This is a genomic window from Bifidobacterium sp. UTCIF-38 (genome assembly GCF_006454495.1).
GTDB classification, from domain to species: Bacteria; Actinomycetota; Actinomycetes; order Actinomycetales; family Bifidobacteriaceae; genus Bifidobacterium; species Bifidobacterium callitrichos.
In genome coordinates, this window is the sequence record NZ_JFAL01000015.1 from 43,625 (window position 1) to 62,326 (window position 18,702).

An 18,702-nucleotide genomic window follows, 5' to 3' on the forward strand; every position below is an offset into this window, starting at 1 on the left:
CCGTGTTGCGTTGTGTGCGTGTTGAGTGCGCGCTTTAGTACCAGTTGTTCTTCAGCCAGAATTCCTTGGCCTTGGTGGGGGAGCCGTAGCGGCCCGAGATGTAGCTCAGACCCCAGTCGATCTGCACTGCACCGTCGTCCTGCCAGCCGGTGCCCATCTTCGATCCGGGCAGGGCCTGCGGGATGCCGTAGGCGTCGGAGGACGGGTTGTCGGCGTTCCACCGCCAGCCCGATTCATGCTCCCAGATCCACACGAGGGCGTCCCACTCGGCGCCGGTCCAGCCGCGCTGTGCGGCCGCGGCCGCGGCGTAGGTCTTGGCCTGCGAGATGCTCGGATGCCACAGGCGTCCGCTCGCCGAGCTGCCACCGGAGTTATTCGAGTTGCTGCCGGAGTTGCCGGAGTTGTTCGAGCCACCGGTGTTCGTGTTCGGCTTGCTGGTCGAGCCGGAATTGTTGGAGTTGCCCGAGTTGCTGGACGAGTCGTCCGCGCCGGGCTTGTTCGTCGAGCCGGAGTCGTTCGGCTTGCTCGTATCGGTGTTCGGCTTCGACGTGTTGTTGTTCGAGTTGCCGTTGTTCGTGTCCGGTTTGCTCGTGGACCCCGAGTTGTTGGAGTTGCTGCCGGAACCGGTGTTCGGCTTGGCATCGCCCTTATCGGACGTACCGCCGTCGTTCGACGAGTCGTTCGACGAGCCCGTCGAACCCGATCCGGAATCGCCCTTCCCGGACGTCGTTCCGGAATCCGACGAATCGCCCGAATTCGTCGAATTGTCGGTGGTGTCCTGTTTCGCCGGACCCACCGCGATGATCTGGTCGAGCGCCACCTGCGTCGTCGTCTCACTGTTGAGCGTCTCGCTCTCCTTGACGCCGTCGACGTACGTGACGTCGTAGATCTGCGTGATCGAACCGTTGACGCCCTGCTGACGGACCACGGTCTGACCGGGCTGCAGCGAGTCGTCGACGACCGTCCGAGTCGTGAACGGCACGGTCTTGACGCGCGTCTCCTGACCGTGCGTGACGCGCTGGACGCGCAGGATCGTCGTGCCGCCGTCCTTCGTGACGGTGACGCGATCCTCCTTGCCGACGTTGATGCCCTTCGAATCAAGGATCGACGCGGCAGGCAGCTTGCCGTTCGGTGCGACGGACGTCTTGCCGTCGGCGATGACCGTGACCGGACCCTCGCTGTTGATGACGAGCCCGCCGGTCAGCTGGTTGTACACGTTGCCGATGTTGACGGTGATCTTCGAGGCCTGCTTCTCGTTCGCCCTGAAGAAGCCGATGAGCTGGTCGGCGCTGTCGGCGACCGTCCAGAACGGGATCTCCTCGCCGTCGACGTTGACGGTCGTCTGGAAGGCGCTGCGCACGGTGACGACCGCATGATCGGCGAGTCGCTCGCCCGACGACGATTCGACTAGATCATGGCTCTTCACGTCGATGCCCTGCTCCTGCAGGAGACGATCCACGCTCATCGCGTACGTCTCCACGGTGGTCGTCTTGCCATTGACGTTCAATGCGACGGCCTTGCGCGTGGACAGGCCGAACGTGACCGCCATTGACGCCACGACGGCCGTTACGCACACGGCCACACGGATACGGCGCAACATCACAAACCGTTGCGGGGTCCATCGCCGTGCCATAACTGCAAACCTCATTTCCCGCCCGATGATCGTCCGCAACACCACTTCGCGACGACGGGCGCACTCGGAGCCCATCGTAGCGCACCATGTGCGAAGAAAAAGAAAAAGGGGGCGGGAGAGAAGGGGAAGTTCCCGCCCCCTGAAACCGGACTGAAGCAGGTTGGGGGACGCTCCAGTCCTACCTAGGAACCGTAATCGGGGGGAAGGCTCCCAGGCGACTTACCCGTGTTAAGTATTGAATGTGCACCCCCTGTGCGCACATACAGTGTACACCTTTTCGGAGCGCGACGAGCCTCTTGTCGGGATCGAACCGACGACCTGCCGCTTACAAGGCGGCCGCTCTGGCCATCTGAGCTAAAGAGGCGTGGCATGCGTGTCATGCGTGCACCGTGGTGATGGTGCCGCACCCCCGCGCATGCGCGAGCTACCAGCATAGCAGACCGGATGGAATCACTTGCCGGTGATCAGGGCGATCAGTGAGCAGGTCAGTGATCAGACGAGGGAGACGGGCTTGCCGTCCGCGCCGATCGACGGCAGCTGTCCGGCCTGGCCGACCTGGCTGTCCTCGAGGCCCAGCGCCTGGACCAGACCCGCGTCCACCGTCAGGTCGGCGGTGGTCAGCTGGTTCATATCCCAGAAGTTGCCGTTGATCGTGACTGTCGGCGTGGTCATCTGCCCCTTGAGCTGGCCGGACACGTTCAGCAGATCGGTGCGCTTGGGCAGATAGGTGTTGATCGCGTCGAGCCAATCGGTGTACTTGCCCGTGACGGACGCGTCGGCCACCTTCTGCGAGACGCCGGCCTTGACCGCCTGCTCCTTCATCTGGTCGTCGGAGGTCTTCTTGCCGGAGTTCTCGGCCGGCTGGAAGTCCTCGGCGTACATGTTCTGGATGAAGCCGAGGATGTGGCTGGCATCCTTGTCCTGCTCGGTGAGCGCCAGCAGCATGTTCGCGGCGCGCGTCGAATACTCGTCGCTGCTCCACTGGTCGCCGAACGACATCGGATGCAGCTCGAGGTTGATCTGGCCGGCCTCAACCAGCTTGGTGAGGGTCTCGCCCGCGGTTCGTTCGAAGTTGCCGCAGCCGGAGCACATGAAGTCCATGTAGACGGCGACGGTCGGCGCGTCGGCGATCTTCTCGCCCACGCCGTCCTTGGAGACGAGCACGCCGCCCTTCTCGTCCGCGGTGCTCGGCTTGTCCTTGACGTCCTGCAGCTTCGCGTACGCCTCGTCGACCGTCATGTTGGCCTGGGCGGTGCTGGCGGCGTGCGAACGGTAGAGCGCGATTCCCGCGATGGCGATCAGCGCGATGACGACCACGACGACGATCGCGCCGATGATGGTCTGCTGCTTGCGCTCCTTCGCCGCCTGCTCGGCGCGGGCCCTGGCGGCCGCCTCCTCGGCCGCGCGGCGTGCGGCGCGGGTCTTGCGCTTGTCTGTCTTATCGGCGTTCGCCATGGGTATGTGATCCTTTCCCCGAATGACCCGGTTCTCCCGGCACGATCTGCGGTGTGATTGATCCGCAGTGTGATATGTCGATACGAGACATATCAGACAATCTTGTCGCAAGTGTAGCCCGTGTGCAGCCTCGCGCGCATGCCGGCGATTGAATTTCGCGTGAATTACACGTTCGGCTGATTCGGCCGGTACTGCTGATCCAGCTGATTGCTCGGTTGATTGGCAACGGATCGCCCGCGCATCGCGCCCGCGGCGAGACGAATCGCCTCGGAGAACGGCCACAGCGACGTGAGGATCCATGCAGTCGCCGCCACGCCTGCCGCAACCAGATTCGTCACGGAGAACGGCGCCACATCAGTCAGCCACGGCACCTGATACGGCCAGTAGCCGTTCGGCATCGGCACCTGCTGCCACGGCAGATCGAGCGCGATAGCGGCGAACACCATGCACAGCACGTCAAGCAGCGCGAACTGCAGCGTGCGCGCGATCGTCGCGGCAAGCCCCTTGACCAGATGCCACGGCAGCTGCACGATGCGCAGGGCCGAATCCGACCCCTTGCGCTCGCCGCCGCGCTTCGACTCGCGGTCGAGCTGCGCGGTCTCGCTGTACCCGACCGTGAACAGCAGCCAGAACAGCAGTGCCGCGGCGATGAGTCCCGCAACCGGCCAGACCGCCGCCGCGATCATCGGGATGACCATCATCACCACGAGCGGCAGCACGCCGTGACTGACGTACTGGCCGCGAAGCCGATCGGCAGCATTCGCGTGATTCGGCAGTCCGGATCGGCCGAACTGGCTGTACTGATTCGGACGCTGATCCATCGGCAGAGGCATCACCGGAGGCATGTTCTGCGGCGCGCCCTGCGCGGGCGTGCGCAGGAACTCCGGAACCGTGCCTTCAATGGCGGCGGTGCGCTCCGGATCGGCGGCGTTGACGGGAGACTGAGGCTGCTGCATCGGCTGAGGGAACAGCGGTTCCGGACGCGGAACCTGCCGGCCGCCCGGATGCAGCGGAATCGTCGAGACGCCGGGTTCGGAGGATGCACGGGGAGGAATGCTCTGTCCGGGCCGTGCCGGTGGCGTTGCCTGCCCCACCGGCATCACCGTGGTGCGTTGCGGACGGCCGGAATCCGTACCATTCTGCGGATTCGGCGGCGTCGGAGGCATTATCTGGGTTTTCGATGTCGCATCATCGTCCATCGGAGTGGACATGGCGGCACGAGATGACTGCGTGGCCTTCGCGCTCGCCGGCGGCACGTATGCGGGGGGAAGATCGTTGGGTTTCGGGCTCTGCCGCGACTGGGCCGCGGGCGATACCTGTGCGAACTGGCCGGACTGCGCGAATCGCACGGGACGTGCATCGGCGGAGGGTTGGTTCGCGTTGGTCGCGATGCGTCGCAATGCGGGGCGGGCGGCGGGATTGTCAGTCATGCCGTCGCGGGGATTGAACGGTTCGGGCGAACCGACGGCCGGCATCACCCTGGTCGAACCCGGCGCGACCGGCGGCGGGGGAGGGGTCAGCAGACCGGGCACGTCGTTCGGGCCGAGGGCGTCGCTCGGCAGGGCTACCGTGCACTGCTCCGGGCTCAGCGCACGCGTGGCGGCGAGAGCGTTGGAACCGGTGTCGTTGAGAATCGCCGTGGCGTTCGTATCCGCCGACGCGCCCGGCCACAGCGTGCGCGTGCTGACGGCATCGCCGGTACTGGAGACCATGCCAGCGGCGTCTCCGCGTCCGGCATCCTCACGACCAAAAGGGTGCATCACCCCGTTCGTGGGATCCGTGCCGTTCGCGCCATCCCATCCCATGGGATTGAGCGCATCCAACGCGATCGCATGCAGCAGCTGATCCGGCGTGCAGCGCTTCGTCGGATCGGGGTTCAGCGCGCTACGGAACGCGGTCATCGTGTGCGCGGGCAGACCCGCGAGATTCGCGTTGCCCGACGCCTCGCGCTCCAGCACCGCCATCATCGGCTTCGTGCCGAACACCGGCTCGCCCATCGCGGCGAACGCCAATACGGACGCCACCGACCACCAGTCGGTCGTCTCGTCTGATTCGGCGCCCTCGATGATCTCCGGGGCGATGAATCCCGGCGTTCCCATCACCAGACCCGTACGGGTGACGTGGCTTTCGCCCTCGCCCATCGCGATGCCGAAATCGACCAGAATCGGACCGGTGGCCGACACCATCACGTTCGTCGGCTTGATATCGCGATGCACGATGCCGGCCGCATGCACGGCCTTCACCGCCTCGATCAACTTGCGGGCCAGACGCTCCAGATCATCGCCCACATACCGGCCGTTCGCGGCGACGTCGTCGCGCAGATTCCGGCCTTCGATCAGTTCGGTGACGATGAACGCAAGCGCATCGTCGAGCTCCATGTCGACGATGCCGCACACGCCGGGGTGATTGACCTTCTTCAGGGCCATCGCCTCGCGGCGCAGGCGCTCGCGGGCGGTGACGTGCTCCTTGAGATTCGGGTCCTGCGGCGCCGACTGACGGTTGCCGGGGGTGCCGCCGTTACCGGAATCGGCGTCGGCGAAGTCGTCGGACAGCGAATCGCGCAGGATCTTCATCGCATACACCTGACCGCCGCCGTCACTGACGCGCCACACCGATCCCATCGCGCCCGAACCGAGACGGGAGATGAGGGTGTAGCCGCCCACCACCTCGCCCGGCTCTAGGGTCAACGCGTTCACATCACTCATACCCCCATCCTATCCATGTCCCGCGGAACCTGTCTGCCGGAACCGCCCACCGTACGTTCCTCGGGGTTATTTCGGTGCCGGTTGAGGTAGCTGGGGTGTGGTGTGGTGTGTGCCGTACGTTCTTCGTGGTGTTTTCGGCCGTAATCTCGGAGGACGTACGCTGAGGGCAGGTCACCGTACGTTCCTCCGGGCTATCTCGGTCGTATCACCCGTATTCGTATGCTTACCGGCGGGCAGAGTACGAATACGGGTGATAGAAGCCTCATAGCCACGGGGAACGTACGCTGAGCCCGAGTCACCGTACGTTGTCGGTGGCATCGCCGTCAGTGGCCTCGGGGAACGTACCGGCCGGATCATACGGTCCGGTCCGACATGGCGTCTGACGTCGCTTGATGGTCGGAAGCAGAATATGCGGTCGAAATGACAGGATGGGCTGGGCGGGCGATGAGGTCTGCGCGGCTCAGGCACAATCAAATCAACGACATCGACGACGACATCGACGACGTGTCGAAATCGAAAAGAATCGTAGCTGGATCAAGGAGGAGAAACCCATGCTGCAGATCAACATGGCCGATGTGATGAACGTCATCGGCTCGTTGACGCCCTATCTGATCGCGATCGGCGTGCTGCTGGTGCTGGCGCTCGCCGTCACCTTCGGCGTCAACAAGAGGACCGTGAAGAACGTGGGCGTGCGCAAGCTCGTCCATTCCGAATCGTGGCTCGTGGCGCTGGTCGGCATCATCGTGGCGGTTTCGATGATGCTTACGGGGCCGCTCGCGACGCTGCTCAACAACGCGACCGTCACCAAATACCAGCTGAGCGACAAGACCGTCGCCACTGCGGGCGATCTCGCCAAGGAGATTCAGTCCGAGGCGATCACCCTGCTCAAGAACGATGACGACAACCTGCCGCTCACCTCCAAGAAGGTCAACGTGTTTGGCTGGGGCTCCACCAACCCGGTCTATGGAGGCACCGGCTCCGGTTCGATGTCCGAAAACTATGAGACCACCGACATCCTCACCGGCATGAAGGAGGCGGGACTCGAGACCAATGCCAAGCTGAGCAAGCTGTACACCGACTACCGTTCCGATCGTCCGGTGGTCGGCATGAACAAGGGCACGCAGGATTGGACGCTTCCGGAAGTGCCCGCCGGCAAGTACTCCGAATCGCTGATCTCCGATGCGAAGTCGTTCTCCGATGAAGCCGTGGTCATCATCACCCGCGTCGGCGGCGAGGGCGCCGACCTGCCGACCGACATGCGCGCCAAGGGCATTCGGTACACGGATAACTCCAAGGATTACCATGATTTCGAGAAGGGACAGCACTTCCTTGAACTGAGTCGTACCGAGAAGGACATGATCGATCTGGTCACGAAGAACTTCGATAAGGTCACGCTCATCTACAATGGTGCGAACACCTTCGAGCTCGGTTTTGTGAACGACTACCCGCAGATCAAGTCGGTGTTGTGGTGCCCGCCCGCCGGCCAGACCGGCTTCTCCGCGCTCGGCGATGTGCTTGCCGGCACGACCAACCCCTCCGGTAGGACCTCCGACACGTTCGTCCGCGACCTCATGACCCAGCCGAACCAGAAGAACTTCGGCTCGTTCAAGTACGACAACATGAAGGAGTTCAAGACCACGAACTCCGAGAACGGCGACACCACGCCCGCTTTCCTCAACTACATCGAGGGCATCTACGTGGGCTACAAGTACTGGGAGACCGCCTCCGACGAAGGGGCGATCGATTACGATCAGTACGTGCAGTATCCGTTCGGCTACGGTCTGTCCTACACCAGTTTCGAGCAGAAGATGGGCGATGTGATGTACACGGACGGCAAGGTGTCGTTCGACGTGACCGTCACGAACACCGGCGACAAGGCCGGCAAGGACGTCGTCGAGGCGTACTACAACCCGCCGTACACCGACGGCGGCATCGAGAAGGCCTCTGCGAACCTCGTCGCGTTCGAGAAGACCAAGGAGCTCGCTCCGGGCGAATCCGAGACCGTGACGATCTCCTTCGATGACGACGACATGGCCTCCTACGACTCCAAGACCGCCAAGGCGTGGGTACTGGAGAAGGGCGATTACCGGATCTCCATCCAGTCCGACTCCCACACGACGATCGCCGAGAAGACCGTCAACGTCCCGAAGACCATCACCTACGACTCCGACTCGAACACGCACGACGGCGATCAGGTCGTCGCCACCAACGTGTTCGACGATCTCGCCGGTGACGGTATCACCTACCTGAGTCGCGCCGACCACTTTGCCAACTACGAGAAGGCGACCGCCGCGCCGACCAACTACACGCTGTCGGAGAAGCGCAAAGCCGAGTTCCGCAACAACTCGAACTACGATCCGACGGATTACGACAAGGCCGACGACGAGATGCCGACCACCGGCGCCAAGAACGGCGTACGTCTGGCCGACCTCACTGGCAAGGACTACGACGATCCGCAGTGGGACAAGCTGCTCGACCAGCTCACCTTCAAGGACATGGACAATCTCATCGCCAACGGCGGCTACGGTACGCAGGCCGTGGATTCCATCGGCAAGATCGCACTTACCGATGTCGACGGACCGGCTTCGCTCAACAACAACTTCACTGGAGTCGGCTCGATCGGCTTCCCGTCCTCCACTTCCGTGGCCTGCACATGGAACAAGGATCTGGCTCGTCGATTCGGCGACGGCATCGGCAACATGGCCCACGACATGCACGTCGCCGGCTGGTACGCCCCTGCGATGAACATCCATCGCAACGCCTTCGCCGGCCGTAACTTCGAGTACTTCTCCGAGGATGCGCTGCTCACCGCTGTAATGGCCACTCAACAGGTCGCCGGCGCGCAGGACAAGGGCGTGTATGCCTTCATCAAGCACTTCGCCTTGAACGACCAGGAGACGAACCGCATGAGCGAGCTCAACACCTGGGCCAATGAGCAGTCGATCCGCGAGATCTACCTGAAGCCGTTCGAGATGAGCGTCAAGGAAGGCGGCGCCGGTGCGGTCATGAGCTCGTTCAACTATCTCGGTACGGAATGGGCGGGATCCCACACCGGATTGCTGAACACCGTCCTGCGTGGCGAATGGGGCTTCCGCGGCATGGTCCTGACCGATTACTTCGGCGGTTACGGCTATCAGAACGCGGACCGTGCCATCCGTGGCGGCACCGATCTGATGCTCGCCACGACCAAGGTGACCAACCACGTGACCGATAAGTCCGCCACCTCCGTCAAGGCGATGCGTCAGGCCAGCCACAACATCCTCTACACCGCGGCCAACAGCTGGATGTACGAGAACGGCGAACCGGATGTCGCCACCCCGATGTGGAAGACCGCGATGTACGCCGTCTGGGGCGTGACCGCAGTCCTCGTGATCGGCCTCGAGTTCCTCGCCGTCAAGCGCTACCTCGCCCGCCGCAAGGCCGCGGCCGTCGCGCCGGTGACCGAGGCCGAGTAGCTCCGACCGGCACCGCCCGCTGACGCTGACGGGTGATGGGGAGATGCCTCGCCTGAGTCTCCCGACTCACCGAGCCATCCCCGTCACCTCATGACATAAACCTCTCGCAGACGCCCCCGTCAGCGAGAGGTTTATGCCATTACGTCATGCGTGCGTCATATGCGTCACTGCGCCAGCGCCCACTTCCACGCCGGTATGACGCGTATGGTCCCGGCTTCGGCGTGGATGGTCTCCTCGTCGTGCAACGTCAGAATCACGCCCGAGTCAAGGCCTGTGCGTTGCATGACCGCGGTCAGCGATCCGATTTCTCGCTTGCGGGTCTTATCCACCGCCATCTGCGCCGTCACCTGGTACAACGCGTACGGTTCGGCCGCCAACGCGTCACCGACGAGGAAATCGACCTTCTCCTGTCTGGAACCGGGCATGGTGTATGACGTCATCGCTTCCGTGCGCCGTCCGGCAGTCCTCCGTCGCAATTCACAGAACACGGCCGTTTCCAGTCGTTTGCCGAGGTCCTGTTGATTCGCGCGGGACACGGCATAGACCATGCCCTGATCGATTGCGTACACTTTCGGCACGCCGGTGCTGTTCGGCTTGAGCGAGGTGGTGTATTTGGGCAGTTCGTGGATCAGATATGCCTGCCTGAACAGTTCCAGCAGTGTGTTGACCTTGTCCCAGTACACTTTCCAGCCGTTGTCCTTCAACGCCGCGACCAGCGAGTTCACGGACAGTTCGCACGTGGTGTTGCGCAGCAGGTAGAGTGCGGTCTGCGTCGCCATCGTGATGTTCTCGCGCCCGAACCGTTCCGCGACGTCGCGCGCGACCACGTCACGCATGTAGCTTTGCAGCATCTCGATGCGGTCGGGGGTGCCAAGCCGTTGCACTCCGGGGAACCCGCCGGTGACCAGATACCGTTCGTAGGCGCCTTCGAAATCGGTGGTTTCCTGTGGCGAGAACACGGGAGCATCGGACGTGACGGCCGGATCCGGTACGGCGAGACCGTGGAACTCACAGTATTCACGGAACGACAATGGCGCCATCTCGTGCGGATGCGAGCGGCCGCGGAAGTTCGTGGCGATTTCGTCGCTGGATAGTTTTGACGACGATCCGGTGATGACGAGCGTCACACGCTCATGCTCCGCGATGTGTTGGCAGAATCCCTGCCAGTTCGCGCATTCCTGCACTTCGTCAAGGAACAGGTACGCGCCGTCGCGTCGGGCTTCGGGGACTTGACGCCAGTATTCGTTGACGATGTCGTCCAGAACCGTGTCCGGCATCGGCTGGAGGCGATCGTCGGCGAAATTGAAGTAGAGGATGCGGTTGCGCGGCACGCCGGCGCCGAGCAGGTCGCGGATCTTCTGAAACAGGTAGAACGTCTTGCCGCAACGGCGGATGCCGGTGATGATGTGCACGATGTTGAATGCGGCGGGCTCGTCCAGCTTGCGGATGACCTCATCCCGTCGCAACGGCTGGGGGAAGTCGAAGCGCATGGCCTCCCGCACCAGCATGGCATACGATTCGCGTGGATTATCGGGAACCATCGGGTGCCTCCCGTCATCGATGGTCGGCGGGTTTCTACATCACCTAATAGTACAACTTCTCAAGAATTTTGAGAAGTTTGGGCGATAACTTCTCAAAATCCTTGAGAAGTGCTGATTTCTGCGAAAGATCAGCGCGGCGGCCGTGCGGTGGCCGTGCGGTGGCCGATTGTGCGTCGCCATTCGTGCGGGCGAAACGACAGGTTGTGTGCGGGGGCGAACGCATCAGCCGCAAACCTGCTTGAATCAAAAGCAGCAACAAACCGTGCAACGGCGTACAGGAGAAAAACGATATGGAACTCGAAGAGCTCTCGGTGACCGAGAAGGCGGCGATGCTTTCCGGCGGATCCGAATGGGACTCGCGCGGCAACGACCGTGCCGGCATCCCCAGCTTCGTCATGAGCGACGGCCCCCACGGCGTGCGTCGCCAGCTCGGCGAAGGCGACCACCTCGGCCTCGGCGCCTCCAAGCCGGCCACCTGCTTCCCGACCGCCGGCACGGTCGCGAACTCGTGGGATCCGGCCCTCGCCGAGGAGATGGGCGAGGCACTGGGCCGCGAGGCCCACGACCTCGACGTCAACGTGCTGCTCGGCCCCGGCCTCAACATCAAACGCAATCCGCTGTGCGGCCGCAACTTCGAGTACTACTCCGAGGATCCGATCGTCGCCGGACGCATGGCCGCCGGCCTCATCCGCGGCATCCAGTCGAACGGCGTGAGCGCCTGCCCGAAGCACTTCGCCGTCAACAGCCAGGAGCTGCGCCGCCAAGCCTCCAACTCCGTCATCGACGAACGCACCATGCGCGAGATCTACCTGACCGGTTTCGAGATCGCCGTGCGCGAGGCCGCGCCGATGACCATCATGACCTCCTACAACGAGATCAACGGCGTCTACGCGCACGAGAACAAGCATCTCCTGCAGGACATCCTGCGCGACGAATGGGGCTTCGACGGCATGGTCGTCTCCGACTGGGGCGGCTCCAATTCGGCCGTCGCCGCCGTCAAGGCGGGCGGCTCGCTGGAAATGCCCAGCCCCGGCCTCACCTCCGTGCGCGAGCTCGTCGCCGCCGTCAAGGCCGGCACGCTCGCCGAGGCGGACCTCGACGCCCGCGCCCGCGAAGTCGCGAAGATCGCGCGTACCACACGTCTCGAAGGCGTCGGCCGCGACGACCTGCTCAAGGGCGACATCGCCGCCGCGCACCACGACGTCGCCCGCCGCGTCGCCGAAGGCTCGATGGTCCTGCTCAAGAACGCCGACGCCACGCTTCCGCTCGCCGCCGGCACACGTCTCGCCGTGATCGGCGACATGGCCACAACCCCGCGATTCCAAGGCTCCGGCTCGTCGAAGGTGAACGCCACGCACGAGGAGAACATCCTCGACGAGCTGCGCAAGACCACGACGGGCACCGCCACCGCCATCACCGTCGCCGGCTACGCGGCAGGCTACGACCGTCAGGGCACCGCGAACCAGACCCTGATCGACGAGGCCGTCGCGCTCGCCTCCCGCGAGGACGTCGACGTCGCGCTCGCCGTCGTCGGCCTCGACGAACGCAGCGAATCGGAAGGCCTCGACCGCTCCACGATGGCCATCCCGCAGGTGCAGAACGACCTGGTCACCGCCCTGACCGCCACCGGCAAGCCGGTCGTCGTCGTGCTCGTCGCCGGCTCGCCGGTCGAACTGCCGTGGCATGACAGCGTCGCCGCGATCCTGTACGTCGGCCTGTCCGGCCAGGCGGGCGCGTCCGCCACCGTGCGCGCGTTCGCCGGAGAGGTCAACCCGTCCGGCCACCTCGCAGAAACGTGGGCCCTGCGCTACGACGACTGCCCGTCCGCCGGCTGGTATCCGGCCGTCGGCCGCGACGCGATCTACCGCGAGGGCCCGTTCGTCGGCTACCGCTACTACGAGACCGCGGGCGTGCCCGTCCGCTTCCCGTTCGGCTACGGCCTGTCCTACTCCACGTTCACGTACGACGCGATCGCGCTCGCCGCCGACGGCTCCGGCGTCGACGTCACCGTGACCAACGACTCCGACGTGGCCGGCGCGACCGTCGTCCAGCTGTACGTGAGCGGCCCGTCGCGATCGGCGGTGTCCGGACAGGCGGCTGCGTCCGGCGTGCTGCGTCCCGTGCGCGAGCTCAAGGGATTCGCGAAGGTTGCGCTCGCGCCGCACGAGACGAGGACCGTGCGCATCGCCTTCGACCGCTACACGTTCCGTCATTTCGCCGCCGCTGCCGGTCCGTCCGGCACGTCCGGCGCGGGGGAGTGGCGCGTCGAGGCGGGCGATTGGACACTCGCCATCGGCCCGGACGCCGCGCATCTGCCGCTGACTGCGACCTATACGATCGCCCTTCCCACCAAGAACGGCGATGCCGAGGCGCACGCCGACGGCACGCTGTTCGGCATGCCGATCATCACCCCCGAGGCGGCCTCGTTCCAATCCGCCGCCGATCCCGCGCTCGGCCACTACCTCAACGGCGACGTCAAGCACGTCACCGACGCCGAAATGACCGCGCTGTTCGGCCATGAGGTCATCGCCCCCGGCAAGCCTGCGGTACTCGGCGTCAACGATCCGATCTCCTCGTGGGCGTCGTCGCGCGGATTCGTCGCGCGCACCATCGCCAACACGCTCGCGAAGCGCGAACGCATGGTGCGTGAGAAGACGGGTGCGCCCGATCTCAACACGCTGTTCATCCTCAATATGCCGCCGCGCGCGATGAGCAAGATGACGCAAGGCATGGTCGATTCCGCGATGGTCGACGCGATCGTGAAAATCGGCAACGGGCGTACGTTCCGTGGCTTGGGATCGCTGATCTCCGCCTACTTCCGCAACCAATCCGCCAACAAGCGCACCGCAAAGGAGCTGAACCATGACTGACACCGCGAACCCCACGCCCACGCAGGCCCCCACACCCGCCGAACTCGCCGCGATGGGCCCGGTCCGCCGCTGGATCGCCACCCACCCGACCATCTGGGAGTTCATCCTGTTCAACGTGCTGTCGAACATCTCCACGATCGCCCGATTCGTGGTCACGTGGATCGGCACCGCGGTGTTCGTCGGTGCTCTGGGACTCACCGCGCCGTTCCACTTCCTGATCTTCAACTATCCGGAAAGCGGCAACGGTCTGGGCGGATTCCTCACGTTCCTCACCGCCGAGGTGTTGGCGCAGGTCGTCAACTTCTTCGTGCAGATGAAGTGGGTGTTCAAGTCCGATTCCAGCTTCCGCGACGCCGCATGGAAGTACGCGATCCTCGCCGTGGTGATCGTCGTCGTCAACCTCGTGCTGCCCGGCTACGTGACCGCGCTGTGCCAGGGCTGGGGCATGAACGCCGGCATCGCAGGCACGATCGCCTCCGTGGTCAACACGCTGCTCGCCGTGGTCGTCAGCTACCCGATCCTCAAGTTCTGGATCATGCCCAAGGGCAAGTAGGGTCAGTCGGGTGACCCGTTTTCTGGCTCACGGGGGCTCTCTCCCCCAGTCAGCTTGGCGCTGACAGCCCCCCTCGTCAGAGGGGGCTGACTACTGTTCACGGAATGAGGACGGTCAAGGTGAACCAGTGGTCCTCGGCGTGGATCGACACCTCGCCGCCGTACTGCGCGGCGATGTGTCGGATCGACTTCACGCCGAACCCGTGCCGCGACTTGTCCTGTTTCGTGGTGCGCAGGTTGCCCGCCGCATCCCGGCTCAGCGGCGTCGAATCGTCGAAGTAGTTCTCGACGCGGATCACCGTGAACGCGCCCTGCCGGTACAGGGCGAGGCGGATCAGCCGCTGCTGAGGGTCCGCGAGCCGCGACGTCGCCTCGATCGCGTTGTCCAGCGCATTGCCGAACAGCGTGGCGATGTCCATTGACGACATGTTCGATTTCGCGAGCAGCGACCCGTCCGCCACGGCGGTGAACGTGATGCCGCGTTCGTCGCACGCGCGCGTCTTCGTCGTCAGAATCACGTCGAGCACCGGATTGCCGGTGTGCTGCTGCGCGCTGTACTCCGCCACGGATCGCTCCAGCTGCTCGAATCCGGTCGCCGCATGCTGCGGATCGACCTCCGCACGCAACGCGGCGATCTGATGCTTGAGATCATGCGCAAGCCGTCCGATCGATTCGAGATTCTCCTTCGATGCCAGATACTCCTGATGCTGGCTCTCCAGCTGCGCGTTGATCGAGGCGAGCTCCATGTTCGCCGCGAGCCGACGCGCCTGCTCCTGCTGCGCGTACAGAATCGCGAAACCGCAGAAATCGACCAGCGTGCGGATGTAGAACACCTCCTGACCGATGCGCCCGGAGAACGGCGTGTTCGTCGAGACGAAACTCAGATTGCTCATCGCGAACGTGACCAGCGTGATCGCCACCGTGCCCACCGCCAGCTGCGGGGTCACGGTAGTCGGCTCGTCACGGCTGAAATTGCCGCGTTCCACGAGCCACGCGACGCCGAAGCACACCGCGTACACGACGATCAGCGTCACGAGGGAGACCGAGATCGACACCCATTGCGGCGGATCGTCGACTCCCGCGGCCGCGCGCAGGAACGTCGCCAACTGCCAGTGCAGCGACGCCACCAACTCCGCGAGCACGAACGCGCGGGCCCCGATGTACAGGCCCTCGCGCTTGCCGGTGCCGGCCCCCAGCAGCACGATCGCGAACATGCCGCCGAACGCGAGCAGCATGCCGATGATCCAGAACCAGATCGGCATCATGCCGTCAAAATACTGGATCGCGATCATCGCCGGCAGACCGATCGACGCGACCGCGACCGTGCGGCGCATCGGCACGCTGCGGTGGATCACCGCGAGGTACATGACGCACGCCAGCCATTCGCACGCCGCCGTATACAGGCGCGGGATGTCCGGCAGGGCGTTCGTGATCGTGTTCATCGTGTTCATCATGTCCATCAGGCTGTCCGTCACATGCCGCCGGTCCTGCCGGTTGCGCCGGTGCCGCCGGTCCTGCCGGTTGCGCCGGTGCCTCCCATGTACTCGGCCAGCGCGGTCATGAACGCCTTCTTACGCGGGCGACTCACGCGCAGGCGCTCGCCGTTCGACATCACGCAGTCCTGATCCTCCATGCCGCGCACATGCCGCAGATTCACCAGATAGCACGAGTTCGAGCGGAAGAAGTCACGCGCCTCCAGCCGCTCCTCGAACGACTTCAACGTGCCCGTCACCGACAGCTTCCCGTTCAGCGTGTGGATGATGATCGTGTGCCGGATCGACTCCACATAGAGCACGTCCGCCAGCTCCAGACGCTGCTGGCGCCCGCCCGCCTCGATGAGCATCGCCTCATCCGCACGCCGACGCACCATGTCGATCGACCGTTTCATCTCCTGCTTGAACGCGAACCACGGCACCGGCTTCAGCAGATACGACAGCGCTCCCACCTGATAGCCGTTGATAGCGTACTGCGGTGCCGCGGTGATGAACACGATCACGACCGAATCGTCGCGCTCGCGGATGCGCCGCGCCGCCTCCATGCCGTCCATGCGCTTCATCTCGATGTCGAGCAGCAGGATGTCGTACACCGGCCGGTACTGTTCGACGATTCTCTCGCCGTCGTCGAACACGGACACGGTGAATCGCACGCCGTCCACGTTCTGACCGGGCTGCCCGCCGTCCTGGCTTTCCGCCTGATAGCGATTGAGATAGTCCAGCACCTGCTGGCATGCGGTGGCGTCGTCCTCGACCACCCCGACACGAATCTCGCGCATGCGAACCTCCTCGCGCATCCCTCGCATCCCTACGCTTCGATTGTATCGGTTGATCTTCATCTTCGTTACCTTAACGTGATGAAATGATCGCCATGTTGAAATAGCATGCTGATACTTTCCCGGAAAAGTATCAGCATGCCTTGCTGAGGTTTTCGTGATCATATTTTTGATCGGGGTTATTGGACATATGATTCCATTGGTGATACAGGTAAAAATACAGTGACTTCTAATCCACCTCCACGTCGGGGATGCATAACCAAATGTCCATGATGCATCATCACAATTTCTTTCACTATAGATAATCCTAATCCATGATGTTTAGTGGTAGGCTCTGTATGTATGTTTATTCTATTGCCATTTCCTCTATTAAAAGGGGACAGTAATTCGTCCATATTTGTATTGGAAAGATCGATTCCGGTATTGGATATTTGCAACATTGCGTAAGTCTTACCTTCGTATGTACCATTGCAACATACTTTTACCCATATTTGCGGATGAATGGGCTGATTGTGCTGTATGGAATTTGATATTAAATTTGTGACCATCTGTTTGATCAGAAGCCTGTCGGCAAGGATATGAACATTTTCAAGATCAACGAGAATCTGTATGTCCTCTGTTATGAGTTCTTCATTTTCGTGAAGAACTATACGAATTATTTCGGAAATATCAATGCGGCTTAGATCGGTAAGATCTAGTTGCTGTATTTTCGACAGTTCTAGTAGGTGATTGACGATTTCAGCTCCAGAACGATTCGATTCTAAAGCTTTTTCTACAAAAGGTTGGCATTGCTTATCAAAAAGATGATTGTGCAATGGAATTTCCAATGCTGTATAAGTGGCTGCAAGTGGATTCTTCAACTCATGTGAAGCATTCGCAATAAACTCCTTCTCTCGTGCGATCGCATTGTTGAGATCCTCTAACATAAGATTGTATGCTGAAGCAATAGTGTACGCCTCATCATTTTCATATGAAATAACGATAGGTTGTCTTTCCAATCCAGCGTCAGAGGCGGTAATCTGAGAGGCCACGCTATTGATTCTTCGTTGTGTCTTAGTGGTAATAATCCAAGTTATTCCTCCAGATAATAGTCCAAAGGCAATGATGGGGGCTATGCTTACCGCTAATATCAGATCCCTGGTTATTTTGTCTCCTTGTTCCATAGTTAGCGTTAAAGCGTCTTTACTGGAGTCATATCCAGCGGAAACGTAATCCTTGTCGGCTTCGGGAGGAATGGCTTGCGAATTCAAACTATGTTGTTCATCGGCCTCTTCTGCCTGGGTAAAAGATTTATTTACGGTCACCGTTTCCAGTTGCCGGTTCACGACATAATACGTCATGGCAGTCACCACTCCAGTAAGCATGAAGAATGCGATGACGATCGTGGTGACCAATCTTCTTCTTGTAGACCACTGGAACGGTAAATGCGGTTTCGGATGGCTGGAATGGTTCTCATTCAACGAAGGGTATTCCAGCTTTTTCATGATATGCGATATCCTTGCCCGGGAACGGTCTCAATGAAATCAGTAATTCCGATTTTTGTGCGAATCGAATAGATTGTGGTCTTGACGATTCCTCTCGTATGAGCATGATCATCCTGCCAAATCTCACGATATAGGCGTTCTGCGCTAATCACCGCACCTCGCGCCTCAATCAGCGTCCTCAATACGGCAAGTTCTCGTTTTCCAAACTTTAGTTCTGCGCCGCGAACAGTGATGGATCCGGTTCTGAAGTTCGCAGAAAAGTCACCCCGGTTGTAGACCATGTCATTCACCATGCCCAAACGTCGCCGCACCGCATTAACTCTGGCCAGCAGTTCGGCGTATTCAAATGGTTTCGTCAAATAGTCATCTGCACCAAGATCAAGCCCGTTGACTATGTCTTCGGTTTGAGACGCTGCGGTCAACATGAGAATGTGTATGGGATCACGCCGTTCGCTTAACCTCTTAGCGATTTCGTCACCATGTATTCCAGGAAGATCGCGATCAAGTATCAGCATGTCCCACTCCCCGGGATTCAGCTCCTCCAGAGCATCCCGACCATCGTAAACAGCTTTTGCCTCAATGTCTTCCATGGAGAGTCCCATCCGTACCACATCAGCGAGATTGGCGTTGTCTTCGACAATTAGAACCTTCATTCGGCCAGCTCCTTTCGCGAAACAATGCGCACACCATAGCATTCGCACCCAACTTGGTCAGAAATCGGTCAGGTTCAGTCAGTAG

11 protein-coding genes and 1 tRNA gene are annotated in these 18,702 nt (G+C 61.9%); 3 read left to right on the plus strand and 9 right to left on the minus strand.

Features of this window, described 5'->3' with window-relative positions; genetic code table 11:
• Positions 1-34 precede the first annotated feature (34 nt).
• The 4 genes from BW11_RS05915 to BW11_RS11820 form a co-directional block, all read right to left on the minus strand.
• Positions 35-1,633, minus strand: coding sequence for a G5 domain-containing protein (locus BW11_RS05915; protein ID WP_140445357.1), 1,599 nt, complete (start codon positions 1,631-1,633; stop codon positions 35-37).
• Between the two features lie 290 nt (positions 1,634-1,923).
• Positions 1,924-1,997 (minus strand) — tRNA-Thr (locus tag BW11_RS05920).
• A gap of 128 nt (positions 1,998-2,125) precedes the next feature.
• Positions 2,126-3,088: a thioredoxin domain-containing protein gene (locus tag BW11_RS05925; protein WP_043166218.1), complete on the minus strand. Its 963-nt coding sequence runs from the start codon at positions 3,086-3,088 to the stop codon at positions 2,126-2,128.
• A 164-nt stretch (positions 3,089-3,252) separates the two neighbouring features.
• Positions 3,253-5,793 (minus strand): serine/threonine-protein kinase, encoded by a 2,541-nt coding sequence (locus BW11_RS11820; protein ID WP_258184621.1) that lies wholly within the window; start codon positions 5,791-5,793, stop codon positions 3,253-3,255.
• Between the two features lie 551 nt (positions 5,794-6,344).
• Here BW11_RS11820 and BW11_RS05935 point away from each other — a divergent pair.
• On the plus strand, positions 6,345-9,248 hold the full coding sequence (locus BW11_RS05935) for a glycoside hydrolase family 3 protein (protein ID WP_140445358.1): 2,904 nt from the start codon (positions 6,345-6,347) through the stop codon (positions 9,246-9,248).
• Between the two features lie 164 nt (positions 9,249-9,412).
• Here BW11_RS05935 and BW11_RS05940 read toward each other — a convergent pair whose 3' ends face one another.
• Positions 9,413-10,756, minus strand: coding sequence for an ATP-binding protein (locus BW11_RS05940; RefSeq protein WP_140445359.1), 1,344 nt, complete (start codon positions 10,754-10,756; stop codon positions 9,413-9,415).
• Between the two features lie 323 nt (positions 10,757-11,079).
• Here BW11_RS05940 and BW11_RS05945 point away from each other — a divergent pair, with 323 nt between their 5' ends.
• Positions 11,080-13,659, plus strand: a complete 2,580-nt coding sequence (locus tag BW11_RS05945; protein WP_140445360.1) for a glycoside hydrolase family 3 C-terminal domain-containing protein — start codon at positions 11,080-11,082, stop codon at positions 13,657-13,659.
• Positions 13,660-13,711: 52 nt separating this feature from the next.
• Positions 13,712-14,212, plus strand: a complete 501-nt coding sequence (locus BW11_RS05950; RefSeq protein ID WP_375137639.1) for a GtrA family protein — start codon at positions 13,712-13,714, stop codon at positions 14,210-14,212.
• Between the two features lie 97 nt (positions 14,213-14,309).
• On the opposite strand, the gene BW11_RS05955 is transcribed toward BW11_RS05950, so the two are convergent.
• From BW11_RS05955 to BW11_RS05970, 4 genes are all read right to left on the minus strand, one after another.
• Complete coding sequence (locus tag BW11_RS05955) at positions 14,310-15,653, minus strand: GHKL domain-containing protein (RefSeq protein ID WP_375137640.1); 1,344 nt, start codon at positions 15,651-15,653, stop codon at positions 14,310-14,312.
• 29 nt (positions 15,654-15,682) lie between these two features.
• On the minus strand, positions 15,683-16,483 hold the full coding sequence (locus BW11_RS05960; protein WP_140445368.1) for a LytTR family DNA-binding domain-containing protein: 801 nt from the start codon (positions 16,481-16,483) through the stop codon (positions 15,683-15,685).
• A gap of 176 nt (positions 16,484-16,659) precedes the next feature.
• Positions 16,660-17,964, minus strand: coding sequence for a HAMP domain-containing sensor histidine kinase (locus tag BW11_RS05965; protein WP_140445369.1), 1,305 nt, complete (start codon positions 17,962-17,964; stop codon positions 16,660-16,662).
• Complete coding sequence (locus BW11_RS05970) at positions 17,961-18,617, minus strand: response regulator transcription factor (RefSeq protein WP_140445370.1); 657 nt, start codon at positions 18,615-18,617, stop codon at positions 17,961-17,963. The genes BW11_RS05965 and BW11_RS05970 overlap by 4 nt, the downstream gene beginning before the upstream one ends.
• Between the last annotated feature and the right edge of the window lie 85 nt (positions 18,618-18,702).